This is a genomic window from Natrinema marinum (genome assembly GCF_024296685.1).
GTDB lineage: Archaea > Halobacteriota > Halobacteria > Halobacteriales > Natrialbaceae > Natrinema > Natrinema marinum.
On the sequence record NZ_CP100763.1, the window covers coordinates 26,884 to 39,173 of the forward strand.

Genomic DNA, 12,290 nt, shown 5'->3' on the forward strand with positions numbered 1-12,290 from the left:
GTTGCGACGGCTGAAAGACGGGAACGCAGCGGTACAGGACGGATATCTCTCGAAAACGGACGTTATGCGGTCTGGAATCCCTCGAGGATCCCCTGGCCGTCGGTCGGGCCGATATCGGGCAGCGTCGCGCGCTCGGGGTGGGGCATCAACACCGCGACGGTCTCGTGCTCGCCGAGAACGCCCGCGACGTTGTGTTTCGAGCCGTTCGGGTTCACCTCGGGACCGATCTCGCCGTTCTCGTCACAGTACCGGAAGAGGACCCGTCCCTCGTCCTCGAGTTCGGCGAGCCGATCGTCGTCGATCTCGTAGCGCCCTTCGCCGTGAGCGATGGGGACCTCGATGACCTCGCCTTCCTCGTAGGCGGCGGTCCAGGGCGTGTCCGCCCGCTCGACGCGAAGGTAGACGTGTTCACATTGGAAGCGGGCGCTCTCGTTTGTCGTGAACGCGCCCTCGGTGAGCCCGGACTCGCAGCCGACCTGCGCGCCGTTGCAGACGCCGAGCACGGGGACGCCGTCGGCCGCAGCCTCGCGAATGTCGTTCATGATCGGCGAGCGGGCCGCCATCGCACCCGCGCGGAGGTAGTCGCCGTAGGAGAACCCGCCCGGCAGGACGACGCCGGTCGTGTCCGCGGGGAGGCCGTCCTCGTGCCAGACGATCTCGGCGTCGATCTCGAGGTGTTCGAGCGCGCGTTCGGCGTCGCGGTCGCAGTTCGAGCCGCCGAACCTGATGATCGAGACGGTCATCTACCGGTCGTCGACCTCCACGTCGTAGTCGTGGATGGTCGGATTCGCCAGCAGCCGTTCGGCCATCTCGCCCGCGCGTTCGCGAGCGTCGTCCGCGGAGTCGGCCTCGAGGTCGATCTCGAAGCGGTCGGCCGAACGCAGGTCTTCGAGTTCGAAGCCCAGTCGCTCGAGGGCCCCCTTCGTGGTCTCGGCCTCGGGATCGAGCACGCCGCGTTTGAGTCGAACCGTCACCGTCGCGGTGTAGGCGGTCATTATCTGATACCCCGCAACCGTGCTCAAAAACGCTTTCGTCTTGACTCCGCAATACACGTTCGTGGACATCGAATCGATCCGCGACGGCGAGTGCCGTCCGAACCGGGACGCCGGCAGTCGCCTTGCGGTCCACGGCCGCTACGCGGCCCGCGCGACGACGATATCCCCCGTCGCGTGAACGGTGATCGTGTAGGCGTCCAACTGGAACGTTACTTGCCCCGTGTTCCGGCTCCCGGTGGTGCCCGTCGGTTCGAACAGTGTCTCGAGGCTCTCGGGGTCGATCCGGTCGTAGATGCGCTCGACGTCCGTCGGATCGGTCTCCGAGAGATCCGCGACCGTCGAGACGATGGTCGACGTCAGCGAGTCGTTTCCGTTCCAGTCGTGCGAGACGAACGCCGTCATCCGTTCGCGATCGATCCGTGATCGGCCGTGGTCGTGTGGTGTTGCTGTCATCATATTCACCCGTCGGCGACTGTCACTGTGCGTGACTAAACCGTCGTTCCACAGTTGAGAGCATAAAACCCTGTCAGACAAATTACCTGTGTTTGTACGACAAAAGAAAGTAATTCACGAGACGGGCGGCAGGTCCGCTCGAGCGTCCGTCATACGTCCGACGGGCGACGAGTGGGGTCTCTTGGTCAGACGGAGTAGACTTATCTGATGAGTTTGACGAACTCAGTGAGGATTGGTCGAGTAGGTGTTGACGAGCTCGGCGAGGGTTTGTCAAGTAGGTGTAGTTGATTTAACCTTAACAATCCAATAGATATTCATACACTCGTGTATTAGTGCAACAAAATGGCTGCTCAAGCAGGATCTCGATGGTGGTACTTTATAGCCGGGGTGATTGTACTTCCAATCATATGGTTTGTGTTGTTCTTCATTGTCCTCTCCATTTTATTCACGGGTGTTGGTGTAATTAGTGCCGAGTTTATTTCCATATTATATAATGCACTAGCCTTGATTGGCGTCATTCTATTTTTGCTAGTGCTTATTTTTCCCATTGCTATCTACCAAGACCAGAAACACATTCAAAAAGGAGGTTCCACTTGGAAATCTAATACAATCTTGTATATACTAGGTGGGATTTTTGGTATTGGGGTCCCATTATTACAACAGTTCATTGCAATTATGTATTTATATAAAAGAAATGAATGTGGTGTGCCCTTGTGAAGTATACGACAGTTCGCCACGAGGAGACGTTGACGTGTCCGTATGGGTTCGAGGGGCACGCCGACCTCACGGCGTCAGAGGTATTTCTTCGAGAAAACAGCGATGCAGAGGTCAGGCTGATGGCACGGCCCGTGCGATTCGAGTGGGACGACCACGAGCGGTCGGGGAACCCACTCTCTCACGAAAATCCCAAAGAAGTGCGCACGGACCCGCAAGTTGCCTCCGTAGGTCGGTAGCCGAATCCCCAACGGAAGAATCCTCGCGCTTTAGCGCGGAGAGGATGTCAAAACCGGTCGTCTGTTGCGCCGAGAAAACGACGCGGGTCGTTCTCAGCGACCTCCACGGAAAGCAGGACTTTTAGCCGCGCGCGAACTGAGTCCGTCGTGATGGAACGAACTTCGCTCGAGCGGAGGTGGCAGCGGTGACGACCGACGTAACGGAGATCACGGTGATCGGAGACGACGACACCGGGCTGATCGCGCGGGTGACGAGCCTCCTGTTCGAGCGCGGGATCAACATCGAGGATCTCGATCAGGCGGTCCGCGACGGCGTCTTCCGGATGTATCTCGCCGTCGATACCTCGGAGATGGTCTGTACCGAGGCCAAACTCCGCGAAGACCTCCACGACCTCGGGGACGACCTCGGCCTCGACGTGCAGGTCCGCTTCCCCACGGACCGCGAGAACCAGCAGATCGCCGTCCTCGTCACCAAGGAGAGCCACTGCCTCGAGGCCCTGTTCGAGGCCTGGGCCAACGACGAACTCGGCGCCGACATCGGCGTCGTCATCGGCAACCACGACGACCTCCAGCCGCTTGCCGAACACTACGACGTGCCCTTCCACGACATCGGTGACGAGGGCGGCCAGCAAAACGAGGACCGACTGCTCGACCTGCTGGCCGAGTACGACGCGGACCTGATCGTCCTCGCGCGGTACATGCGTATCCTCAGCCCGAACGTCGTCTTCCGCTACGAGGACCGCATCATCAACGTCCACCCCTCCCTGTTGCCGGCGTTCCCCGGCGCGGAGGCCTACCGACAGGCCGTCGAGGAGGGCGTCCGCGTCGCTGGCGTCACCGCCCACTACGTGACGACCGACCTCGATCAGGGGCCGATCATCACTCAGCGCGCGTTCGACGTCCCCGACGACGCCGACCTCGAGGTGTTAAAGCGCCGCGGCCAGCCCCTTGAGGCCGACGCCCTGCTCGAGGCCGTCAAACTCCACCTGAACGGGGACGTGTCGGTCCATCGGGGCCGAACGTCGGTCCGGGAGAACGGCAGCGAGTACCAGCTCGGCCTCCCCGACGAGATCGATGAGTTCACGCCGGACCGGCCGGTCGACGGGATCGGCAGCGCGGTCGCCGAAGACCAGTAGCAGCGTCCGTTCGCTCGGTTGCTTTTGGTGCCAGACGACCAGCGACCAGCGCCGTCGACGGGAATATCGGCGATAGCGTCGCGTTCATCGGACGCCATCGCCGAGGTCCATCCGGTAAGAGAGTGGCTGGCGGGGTCGCCAGCGTCGGTGGCCGGCCGCTGCCGGTTACGCCGACGCTTCCCAGAGTTCGAGACAGTCGTCGCTGCAGAAGTGCTTGTAGACGGTCGCTCCGTCCTCGACCGTCGTGATCACACGCTGTTCGGGCGACGATCCGACGGGATCGCCACAGTGTCGACATTCGGGTCCGTCCTCGTCCGTCGAGTCAGTCATCGGTTGACAGGTGGGACGAGACCCACTTTAACGAATCCATTTCGGCCGTTCCGACCACGGACCGGTAAACCGTCCGTCTCAGCCGTCGACGGGCGAAAACAGTCCAATCGTGGTTCGTTTACAGGGCCGTAACACGCTCGAGCGAGTCCCGGCGACGCGCTCGTGATCGATCGAGGCGCTCACAAGCGGACGAGTCCGAGGGCGTCACCCGAATCGCGACGCCGTTCGTCGCCCGTCGACGGCGGCGTCGGGTCCATTTTGTTGGAGCGATCGGCCGAGCGGTCCCGTCGAGCTAAAACGCCGGTGACATCTCTGCGCATACTTATCTCTGCTGAATCCGATACTATCTTATGACTGAAGACGTACTGCTTCGTCAGTCGGTGAACGTTCTTGACGACGTCTTCTACGTCTACGACGAACGGGGTGAACTCGTGTTCTGGAACGACCGACTCGAGGAACTGTTTGATCTGACTGCGGACCAACTCGCGGGGATGACGCCGATGGAGTTCTTTCTCGAGGCGGACCGGCCGGCCGTCGAGCGCGCCGTCGAGGCCATCTTCGAGACCGGCGAGATCGTCGTCGAAGCCCGGGCGAACACGACTGAAGGAACGATACTGTTCGAACTTAGTGGCCACCGATTGACGGACGACGAGGGTTCCATCGTCGGCTTCTGTGGGGTCGGTCGGGACGTGACCGAACGGCGGGAGCAGTCGGTCAAACTCACCGCACAGAACGACCGCCTCTCCGAGTTCGCGACGATCCTCACGCACGACCTGCGAAACCCGCTCGCCGTCGCGTACGGCGATCTCGAGCAGTATCGATCGGACGGCGACGAGGAGCGACTGGACCTCCTCGGCGACTCGCTCGACCGGATCGGTCGCATCATCGACGACGTGTTCGTCATCGCGCGCGACGGCCGCAGCGTGACGGACGCGGAGGCAGTCGATCTGGCGGCCGTCGCACGCGACGCGTGGGACATGGTCGACACCGCCGCCGCGACGCTCGACGCTCGAGCGACGGTCGTCGTGGACGGCGATGCCTCCCGACTCCAGCGGCTGTTCGAGAATCTGTTTCGGAACTCCGTCGAGCACGCGGGGCCGTCGGTGACGATCACCGTGACGGAGACCGAGACCGGGTTCGCGGTCGAAGACGACGGACCGGGAATCGACGCCACCGACCGCGGAGCAATCTTCGATCCCGGTTTCAGCAGTAGCACCGACGGCACCGGCTTCGGACTCTACATCGTCGAAACGATCGCGGAGGCCCACGGCTGGTCCGTCGCCATCACCGAGAGCGCGACGGGCGGAGCGCGGTTCGAATTCACCATTCTCCCGGGGGACGACGACCTCGACCTCGTTTCGGGGTAAGCCCGGATCGAGCGGTAGAACGCGAACGAGGTTCTTACAGCCGCTGGACCGCACCGATCGCGCTCGAGAGCGGCGGTGCGTCGAAGAATTCTCGCCCGGTGTAGGCGTTGGCCCCGGCACAGTACATATCGCGGGCGGTCTCGAGGACGCTCTCTGCGAGCGGCTCGGGATCGGCGTCGCACAGCGACTTCCAGTCGGCGACGTCCTCACGTTTGGCCTCGGCTTTGGCGGCGTCGACGGCCTGAACCCACTCGGGCTGGGTGCGCTTGTGGTACTGCCGGAGCACTTCCTTCGAGAGCTGACTGCCCTCGTAGCTGAAACGATTCTCGTCGAAGGTGCCGACGACGTCCGCGACGCGGATTTCTCCCTGATAATACAGGCACTCGATCTTGCCGTCTTCGTGGACCAGGCCGGCGGAATCGGCCTGTTCGGTGACGATCCGGTTGACCTCGCGGGCGACAGACTCGAGATCCGCGATCGACGCCTTCCCCGCGATCTCGTCGGCCTCGTCGGGCCCGAGCTGGCGGTCGCTCTCCTCGTACTTCGTCGTGAACTCCACGATCGGCTCGTCGAGGTCGACGGCCTCGTCGGGCCACTCGTCGAACGCGAGGCCGTGGTCGGCGGGCTCGGTCCGACTCCGCAGACTCGAGCCAACGGGGACGCGGTTGCGGAAGACGATCTCGAGGGGAACCAGATAGTTCTCGCCGGCCGCGTCGTGATAGCTGTCGTAGTCGTACTCGCGGCCCTCGTGGGGCAGGTCGGGCACCTGCGTCAGCTCGATAGCCATCTCCCAGGGCGGGTGGGAGGCGTCCTCGAGGTCGATGACGTCGCCGTTCTCGACGACGCCCCGGTAGTGGGTCGGGACGCCCTCGGCCTCGAGCAGTTCGAAGTTGAACGCGCCCATCGTACAGAGGGTCGCGCCCTTCTGGGGGATCTGATCGGGCATCTTCCCCCAGTCGAACACCGAGTAGTCGTCGGTGAAGACGAACGAGCCCCGGCCGAGGTCGTCGGCGGTCGCTTCCTCCTCGATTCGAAACTCTTTGACACTCGTCATACGGGACACCCCGGAACGCGTCCGCCGCCGCGGTTCATACTCCAGTTGCTGTGGCCGGACGGTAAGAAGGTTTCAATATCCGACCGGCGGCCACAGCGCGGTCGGTCCGCCCGGTGGCACGGACGGTGATCGAGCGCGCTCACCTATCGTCCTCGACGGTCGCGAGCAGCTCCTCGGCGTCTTCCCGCAGCGATCCGCCCACCGGCTCCTCCTCGACGAGTTCGCGAAGCGTCGAGTCGCACTGCGGCGTCGCGAGCGCCTCGAGCGCCTGTCGCCGGAACCGCTCGTCGAGATCCTCCCGACGAACGAGCGCCTCGAGCTCGTCGCACTCGTTGGCCGTCCGCAGTTCGCGGATCGCGTCCGCTCGCGCCTTCGCGTCGGCGTCCTCGGCGAGCGCGAGGTCGATACACTCCTCGGGCGTTCGTGAACTCATACGCGGAGGTTCGCGGGCCTCGCGGATAGTTCCGGGACCTGCGTTCGACGAGCCGTCGACCGCGCGACGGCCGGTCCGCGAACATTCCGGCTTGAGCGTTTTCCGGCTCGAGCGCGAACGGGCGAGCGTGATCGCAGCGCTGTCGGATCAGCGACGGTTCGTTTCCGGCGCGGAGCGAGGGGCCCCGCGAGCGCCGCGGATCAGTCCGCCGTCCGGTATCGAGGTGGTGCGGAGATGAACCCGCTCTTCCTCACGTTCGGAGTAGCACTCCTCGGCATCGCCGTGGTGGACCTCCTCTGGACGACGCTCTGGATCGAAGGCGGCGCTGGGCCGCTCACGTCACGGCTGATGGGGTGGACGTGGGGCGGATTCAAGCGGGTCGCCGATCGGAACTCGCGGCTGCTCACCCTCTCCGGTCCGGTCGTCCTCGTCGCCGGGCTCGTCGTCTGGATCTGCCTCCTCTGGGCCGGCTGGACGCTCGTCTTCGCGAGCGGTGCACATCCCTTCGTCGACACGATCGACGAGGGACCGCTCTCCTGGTTCGAACACGTGTATTTCACCGGCTACACGATCTTCACCCTCGGAAACGGCGACTACGTCCCTCGAGACGGCGTCTGGCAGCTCGCGACCACGCTCGCGACCGCCAGCGGGATGCTCTTCGTCACCCTGACCGTCACCTACGTCCTCTCCGTCCTCGACGCCGTCACGCAGAAGCGATCGTTCGCGAGCGGCGTGAGCGGGCTCGGGACGAGCGGCGACGAGATCGTCCGGGCGGGCTGGGACGGCGAGGAGTTTCGGGGTCTCGACGTCCCGCTGAACGACCTCACCTCGCAGCTAAACGCGCTCACGGAGAACCACAAGGCGTACCCGATCCTCCACTACTTCCACAGCGGCCAGCGCGACCGAGCGCCGGTGGCGAGCATCGCCGCCCTCGACGACGCGCTCACGCTGTTCCGGTTCGGGATACCCGAAACCGACCGCCCCAGCGACGCCGTCCTGAAAACCGCGCGAGCGAGCGTCCGCGGCTATCTCGAGACGCTCCACGACGCGTTCGTCGATCCCGCGGACCGCTCGCCGCCCGAACCGACCCTCGAGGGGCTTCGCGACGCGGGCGTGCCGACCGTCTCCGACGAGGCGTTCGACGACGCCGTCGCGGACCTCGAGGACCGCCGTCGAACGCTGCTCGGGCTGGTCGAGTCCGACGCCCGGCAGTGGCCGTCGTCGGAGTCGACGTCGACTGCGCGTGTCGCACGGGAGCAGTAGCGTCCGGCGGCGACGGTCGAAACGACCGAGATGACACCGCCGGATCGCCGAATCCACCACGCTTTTCTCGCTGTACCGGAATCGTTTCTCCGATGGAGCGACCGGTGACCGAGGCCGACCTCGCGTTCGAACACGTTCCCGAGACCGACCAGTCCTTCGAGAACGCACTGGCGAAAGCGCGCGACGGCGACCGACTCGCGGTCGACGACGCGATCGAGTTACTCACGACGGGGACCGACCGCGAGGGCATCGACCGGCGGCGCAAGGAGCGCGTCCTCGAGGCGGCCGATCGTCGCCGCGCCGAGGAGGTTGGCGAGGAGGTCACCTTCATCGCGAACCTGAACAACAACGTCACGACGGCCTGCAACGTGGGCTGTCTGTTCTGTAACTTCAAAGACGCCGCCCACACGTTCGAACGCGAGACGGAAATCGAGACCGCCGGCTTCACGAAGACGCCCGCCGAATCCCGCGATATCGTCGCCGACGCCGTCGAACGCGGCATCTACGAGGTCACGTCAGTTTCGGGACTACATCCCGCGTTCGCGCTGGACGAGGAACACCGGGAAATCCTCGACGATCACCCGAACCCGAAGGAAGTCAACTACAAGCCGCCGACGGTCTACGAGACCAGCCCCGGCACGTACACCGACCAGATTTCGGCGATGAGCGTCGACGGGGTCCACGTCCACTCGATGACGCCCGAGGAGGCCTACCACGCCCGGCGGGGTACCGACTGGTCCTACGAGGAGGTCTACCGCCGGCTGCAAGCGGCGGGCCTCGACACCGTCCCCGGCACCGCCGCCGAGATCCTCGTCGACGAAGTGCGAGACGTGATCTGTCCCGGCAAGATCGGAACCCAGGGCTGGCTCGAGGCCATGGAGGCCGCCGCGAACGTCGGCCTCGGGATGACGGCGACGATCATGTACGGCCACGTCGAGAACGAGGCCCACCGCGCGCTACACTTGAAACGAATCCGCGATCTGCAGGACCGAACGGGCAACATCACGGAGTTCGTCCCCCTCTCCTTTATCCACCAGAACACGCCGCTGTTCGAGCACGATGTGGTCTCGGGCGGTGCCAGCATCGACGAGGACGAACTGCTGATCGCCGTCTCCCGACTCTTCCTCGATAACATCGACCACATCCAGTCGTCGTGGGTCAAGTACGGCGACGAACAGGGGCTGAAGATGCTCTCGTGTGGGGCCGACGACTACATGGGGACGATCCTCTCGGAGGAGATCACCAAGCGCGCTGGCGGCGGCTACGGCGAGTTCCGCTCGTTCGAGGACTACGTCGAGATGATCGCCTCGATCGGCCGCGTTCCAGTCGAGCGCTCGACCGACTACGAGCGACGCCGCGTTATCGACCCCGACGACCCGCCGTTCGGCCCGCGACTCGGGCCGAAGGCCGACGGGACGCCGCTGCTGACCCGCGAGGAGAGCGAGGAACGAACGACCGCCATCGCGGACGACTGACCTGCCACGTCGCGACTGCCCGCCGTTGCCGACGCGAGTTCGACTCCCGAACCGGTCGCCGTCCAGCCTTTCCGCTGTGAAATACTTTATATGGCCGCTCGAGCGTCTATGCGTATGCGACTCGAAGAGAAGACTGCGTTTATCACGGGTGCAGGGTCCGGCCTCGGCCGGGAAGCCGCCGAACTGTTCGCCGACGAAGGTGCGACGATCGTCGCGGCCGATATCGATCTCGAGAGCGCCGAAGAGACGGTTGCCCTCGTCGAAGAGGCGGGACAGAGCGGGACCGCCCTCGAGTTAGACGTCCGCGACGCGGACGCGGTCCAGGCAGCCGTCGACGAAACGGTCGACGAATTCGGCCTCGACATCATGCTCAACAACGCGGGGGTCAGCCACGAGCGTTCGAAAGTCGAGGATATCGACGAAAGCGAGCGTGACCGGGTCATCGACGTGAACGTCAAGGGCGTCTGGAACGGCTGCCGGGCCGTCATTCCACACTTCAAAGAGCAGGGGTCGGGCGCGATCGTCAACACGGCGTCGCTGGCCGGCGTCATCGGTGCGCCCGAACTCGGGGCCTACTCGCTCTCGAAGGGCGCGGTGGTCAACTTCACGCGCACCGTCGCGGCGGAGGTCGGCCCGGCCGGCGTCCGGGCGAACGCGGTCTGTCCGGGTGTCACGGATACCGCGATGCCCCGGAAGAACCACACCGAGGAGGAGTGGGAGGCGAGGAAGGAAGAGATGTCGAAGTTCTATCCGCTCAAGCGACTCGGCCGACCCGAGGACATCGCCAACGCGATGTTGTTCCTCGCCAGCGACGAGGCCAGCTGGATCACCGGGCAGGCGCTGGTCGTCGACGGCGGCTTCTCCTGTACGTAGCGTCGCCGCTCGAGCCCCGCGAGGGGCAACGTTTCGGTGCTGGCGGCCGACGAACCGGTATGGCAAGCGACCAGTCGTACGTGCGGCGGGCGATCGATCTCGCTGAATCGGCGGTCGAGCACGGCAACACCCCCTTCGGCTCGCTGCTCGTCGTCGACGACGAGGTCGTTCGAACGGCCGAGAACACGACGCTGACTGACGAGGACATTTCCGCTCACCCGGAATTTACGCTGGCTCGCTGGGCCGCGCGCGAACTCGAAGCCGACGAGCGCGCGGCATGTACGATGTACACCAGCACCGAGCCGTGTCCGATGTGTGCGAGCGCGATCGTCTACGCGGGGCTCGGGCGCGTCGTCTACAGCGTGTCCGTCGAGTCACTTACCGAACTCCGAGACGATGGCGTGATCGACATCCCGTGCGCGGAGGTCGTCGACCGGGCCGACGGCTCGACGACCGTCGAAGGGCCCGTACTCGAGGACGAGGGGCTCCCGATCCACGAGGGCTATTTCTGACGGGCGCTCGCCGAGGGGCTACCGCATCTCTTCGAGCGAGCGGACGGTGTCCGACATGAGCCACGCCGTTTCTGTCTCCGGGTCCTCGAGACTGATCGCGAAAAACGAGTCGCGGCCCTCGTCGACGGTGATGCGGTACCCGCGACTTTCGAGCGTTCGGCCCTCGTCGGCGACGGGTTCGGGGGGAGTCACACCCGTCTTCAGGGATAGTAGCGGATAACCGACTCGATTCGGAGCGAGTCGATCCCGCGCTCAGCGGTCAGTCCGCGACGGCCGCCGTCTCGTCTCGAAGCACCGTCCGATAGCGCCGGCCAGCCGGGTCGTCGGCCGCGAGCGCATCCCGAATCGTCGGCGAGAGCCACTTCCGCCCGCCGTCGGCACCGTCGGCGACTCGGCCGTCGAAGCCGTCCGTCCGCAGCTCCGACGGTAAGAATCGCTCGTAGACCGGGAGTCGTTCGCCGAGCGGCACGCCCGCGTGGGCTGCGATCTCCTCGAGTTCGCGTAGGGCGGGCCACGTGTAGTCGGGATTGATGTGGTCGTCGGTGACCGGCGAGACGCCGCCCAGATCGTCGACGCCGCAGTCGATGAGGTCCTTCGCGGGCGCGAGGTTGGGAGGTACCTGCACCGAGATCTCCTCCGGTAACGCGGCGCGGGCCATCGCCGTCACCTGCCGCATCGTCGCCAGATCCGGCGAGCCGCCGGACCAGCGTTCGTTCTCCACTACCGGCTGGACGATCACTTCCTGGATGTGGTCGTAGCGCTCGTGGAGTTCGCGGATCGCGAGCAGGCTCTCGGCGCGATCCCGCCAGTCCTCGCCGATCCCCACCAGGATTCCGGTCGTGAACGCCACGTCGAGTTCGCCCGCATTCTCGAGGGTCCGCAGCCGCTGGCCGGGCACTTTCCGCCGCGGGCCGGCGTGGGCCCCGACCTCGGCGGTCGTCTCGAGCATCACGCCCATGCTGGCGTTGACGTCGGCGACGACTGCCATCTGCTCGCGGGTCTGATCGCCCGGATTGGCGTGGGGGAGCAGTCCCTCCTCGAGCGCCACTTCGCAGGCCTCGCGCAGGTAGGTGTGGATCGAGTCGTGGCCCCATTCCTCGAGTTGCGTGTGGATCTCAGTATAGCGGTCGTCAGGGTCGTCGCCGAAGGTGAACAGCGCCTCCGTACAGCCGGCGTCCGCGCCGCGCCGACAGATCTCGCGGACCTCCTCGAGCGAGAGCAGCGAGGCCTGTCCCGGCGGGTCGAAGTACGTGCAGTAGGTGCAGGTGTACCGACAGGCCGTGGTGAGTGGCACGAAGACGTTCCGCGCGAAGGTCAGTGCCGGCGGCGCGTCGACGTCGTTCGGGCTCACCTGCAGGAGATCATCGACGGCTCGCTCGTCGACCGTGATATCGACGCCGTACTCGTCCGCCCCGGGGAACATTACCTCTGAGTGTCGTCGCTCGG

General features: G+C 64.9%; 15 protein-coding genes and 1 pseudogene. 8 read left to right on the forward strand and 8 right to left on the reverse strand.

Annotation, left to right across the window (positions count from 1 at the left end):
- Positions 1-62: 62 nt before the first annotated feature.
- The 3 genes from purQ to NKH51_RS00120 all read right to left on the reverse strand — a co-directional run bounded on the left by purQ (position 63) and on the right by NKH51_RS00120 (position 1,448).
- Positions 63-743, reverse strand: a complete 681-nt coding sequence (gene purQ, locus NKH51_RS00110; protein ID WP_254763212.1) for a phosphoribosylformylglycinamidine synthase I — start codon at positions 741-743, stop codon at positions 63-65.
- Positions 744-995: a phosphoribosylformylglycinamidine synthase subunit PurS gene (purS, locus tag NKH51_RS00115; protein WP_254763213.1), complete on the reverse strand. Its 252-nt coding sequence runs from the start codon at positions 993-995 to the stop codon at positions 744-746. It lies immediately after the preceding gene.
- A 138-nt stretch (positions 996-1,133) separates the two neighbouring features.
- Entirely contained in the window at positions 1,134-1,448 is a 315-nt protein-coding gene (locus NKH51_RS00120) for a HalOD1 output domain-containing protein (RefSeq protein ID WP_254763214.1), read from the reverse strand.
- 342 nt (positions 1,449-1,790) lie between these two features.
- Here NKH51_RS00120 and NKH51_RS00125 point away from each other — a divergent pair, with 342 nt between their 5' ends.
- The 3 genes and pseudogenes from NKH51_RS00125 to NKH51_RS00135 all read left to right on the forward strand — a co-directional run bounded on the left by NKH51_RS00125 (position 1,791) and on the right by NKH51_RS00135 (position 3,537).
- The gene (locus tag NKH51_RS00125; protein WP_254763215.1) at positions 1,791-2,165 is read left to right on the forward strand and encodes a hypothetical protein; all 375 of its coding nucleotides are present in this window, start codon (positions 1,791-1,793) and stop codon (positions 2,163-2,165) included.
- Between the two features lie 8 nt (positions 2,166-2,173).
- A pseudogene (locus NKH51_RS00130) lies at positions 2,174-2,401 on the forward strand (IS200/IS605 family transposon protein TnpB); the annotation flags it as partial.
- Between the two features lie 185 nt (positions 2,402-2,586).
- Positions 2,587-3,537 carry a formyltetrahydrofolate deformylase gene (locus NKH51_RS00135; RefSeq protein ID WP_254763216.1) on the forward strand — a complete coding sequence of 317 codons (951 nt, stop codon included), beginning with the start codon at positions 2,587-2,589 and terminating at the stop codon, positions 3,535-3,537.
- 165 nt (positions 3,538-3,702) lie between these two features.
- On the opposite strand, the gene NKH51_RS00140 is transcribed toward NKH51_RS00135, so the two are convergent.
- Complete coding sequence (locus tag NKH51_RS00140) at positions 3,703-3,867, reverse strand: DUF7576 family protein (RefSeq protein WP_254763217.1); 165 nt, start codon at positions 3,865-3,867, stop codon at positions 3,703-3,705.
- A gap of 350 nt (positions 3,868-4,217) precedes the next feature.
- On the opposite strand from NKH51_RS00140, the gene NKH51_RS00145 reads away from it, so the two are divergent.
- On the forward strand, positions 4,218-5,234 hold the full coding sequence (locus NKH51_RS00145; RefSeq protein ID WP_254763218.1) for a sensor histidine kinase: 1,017 nt from the start codon (positions 4,218-4,220) through the stop codon (positions 5,232-5,234).
- Positions 5,235-5,268: 34 nt separating this feature from the next.
- On the opposite strand, the gene NKH51_RS00150 is transcribed toward NKH51_RS00145, so the two are convergent.
- Complete coding sequence (locus tag NKH51_RS00150; RefSeq protein ID WP_254763219.1) at positions 5,269-6,288, reverse strand: phosphoribosylaminoimidazolesuccinocarboxamide synthase; 1,020 nt, start codon at positions 6,286-6,288, stop codon at positions 5,269-5,271.
- 139 nt (positions 6,289-6,427) lie between these two features.
- On the reverse strand, positions 6,428-6,721 hold the full coding sequence (locus NKH51_RS00155; RefSeq protein ID WP_254763220.1) for a hypothetical protein: 294 nt from the start codon (positions 6,719-6,721) through the stop codon (positions 6,428-6,430).
- A gap of 234 nt (positions 6,722-6,955) precedes the next feature.
- On the opposite strand from NKH51_RS00155, the gene NKH51_RS00160 reads away from it, so the two are divergent.
- From NKH51_RS00160 to NKH51_RS00175, 4 genes are all read left to right on the forward strand, one after another.
- Positions 6,956-7,984, forward strand: a complete 1,029-nt coding sequence (locus NKH51_RS00160) for a potassium channel family protein (protein ID WP_254763221.1) — start codon at positions 6,956-6,958, stop codon at positions 7,982-7,984.
- Between the two features lie 92 nt (positions 7,985-8,076).
- Positions 8,077-9,459: a 7,8-didemethyl-8-hydroxy-5-deazariboflavin synthase subunit CofH gene (cofH, locus tag NKH51_RS00165; RefSeq protein WP_254763222.1), complete on the forward strand. Its 1,383-nt coding sequence runs from the start codon at positions 8,077-8,079 to the stop codon at positions 9,457-9,459.
- Positions 9,460-9,573: 114 nt separating this feature from the next.
- A complete protein-coding gene (locus NKH51_RS00170) occupies positions 9,574-10,332 on the forward strand; it encodes an SDR family NAD(P)-dependent oxidoreductase (RefSeq protein WP_254763223.1) in 759 nt (252 codons plus the stop codon).
- A 59-nt stretch (positions 10,333-10,391) separates the two neighbouring features.
- Complete coding sequence (locus tag NKH51_RS00175; protein WP_254763224.1) at positions 10,392-10,844, forward strand: nucleoside deaminase; 453 nt, start codon at positions 10,392-10,394, stop codon at positions 10,842-10,844.
- An 18-nt stretch (positions 10,845-10,862) separates the two neighbouring features.
- On the opposite strand, the gene NKH51_RS00180 is transcribed toward NKH51_RS00175, so the two are convergent.
- On the reverse strand, positions 10,863-11,036 hold the full coding sequence (locus tag NKH51_RS00180; protein ID WP_254763225.1) for a hypothetical protein: 174 nt from the start codon (positions 11,034-11,036) through the stop codon (positions 10,863-10,865).
- A gap of 67 nt (positions 11,037-11,103) precedes the next feature.
- On the reverse strand, positions 11,104-12,267 hold the full coding sequence (gene cofG, locus NKH51_RS00185; RefSeq protein ID WP_254763226.1) for a 7,8-didemethyl-8-hydroxy-5-deazariboflavin synthase subunit CofG: 1,164 nt from the start codon (positions 12,265-12,267) through the stop codon (positions 11,104-11,106).
- Between the last annotated feature and the right edge of the window lie 23 nt (positions 12,268-12,290).

What these genes read in the sequence shown, in the direction of transcription:
- purQ (WP_254763212.1), bottom strand. Translation starts at nt 743, where the DNA reads ATGACCGTCTCGATCATCAGGTTCGGCGGCTCGAACTGCGACCGCGAC.
- purS (WP_254763213.1), bottom strand. Translation starts at nt 995, where the DNA reads ATGACCGCCTACACCGCGACGGTGACGGTTCGACTCAAACGCGGCGTG.
- NKH51_RS00120 (WP_254763214.1), bottom strand. Translation starts at nt 1,448, where the DNA reads ATGACAGCAACACCACACGACCACGGCCGATCACGGATCGATCGCGAA.
- NKH51_RS00125 (WP_254763215.1), top strand. Translation starts at nt 1,791, where the DNA reads ATGGCTGCTCAAGCAGGATCTCGATGGTGGTACTTTATAGCCGGGGTG.
- NKH51_RS00140 (WP_254763217.1), bottom strand. Translation starts at nt 3,867, where the DNA reads ATGACTGACTCGACGGACGAGGACGGACCCGAATGTCGACACTGTGGC.
- NKH51_RS00145 (WP_254763218.1), top strand. Translation starts at nt 4,218, where the DNA reads ATGACTGAAGACGTACTGCTTCGTCAGTCGGTGAACGTTCTTGACGAC.
- NKH51_RS00150 (WP_254763219.1), bottom strand. Translation starts at nt 6,288, where the DNA reads ATGACGAGTGTCAAAGAGTTTCGAATCGAGGAGGAAGCGACCGCCGAC.
- NKH51_RS00155 (WP_254763220.1), bottom strand. Translation starts at nt 6,721, where the DNA reads ATGAGTTCACGAACGCCCGAGGAGTGTATCGACCTCGCGCTCGCCGAG.
- NKH51_RS00160 (WP_254763221.1), top strand. Translation starts at nt 6,956, where the DNA reads ATGAACCCGCTCTTCCTCACGTTCGGAGTAGCACTCCTCGGCATCGCC.
- cofH (WP_254763222.1), top strand. Translation starts at nt 8,077, where the DNA reads ATGGAGCGACCGGTGACCGAGGCCGACCTCGCGTTCGAACACGTTCCC.
- NKH51_RS00170 (WP_254763223.1), top strand. Translation starts at nt 9,574, where the DNA reads ATGCGACTCGAAGAGAAGACTGCGTTTATCACGGGTGCAGGGTCCGGC.
- NKH51_RS00175 (WP_254763224.1), top strand. Translation starts at nt 10,392, where the DNA reads ATGGCAAGCGACCAGTCGTACGTGCGGCGGGCGATCGATCTCGCTGAA.
- cofG (WP_254763226.1), bottom strand. Translation starts at nt 12,267, where the DNA reads ATGTTCCCCGGGGCGGACGAGTACGGCGTCGATATCACGGTCGACGAG.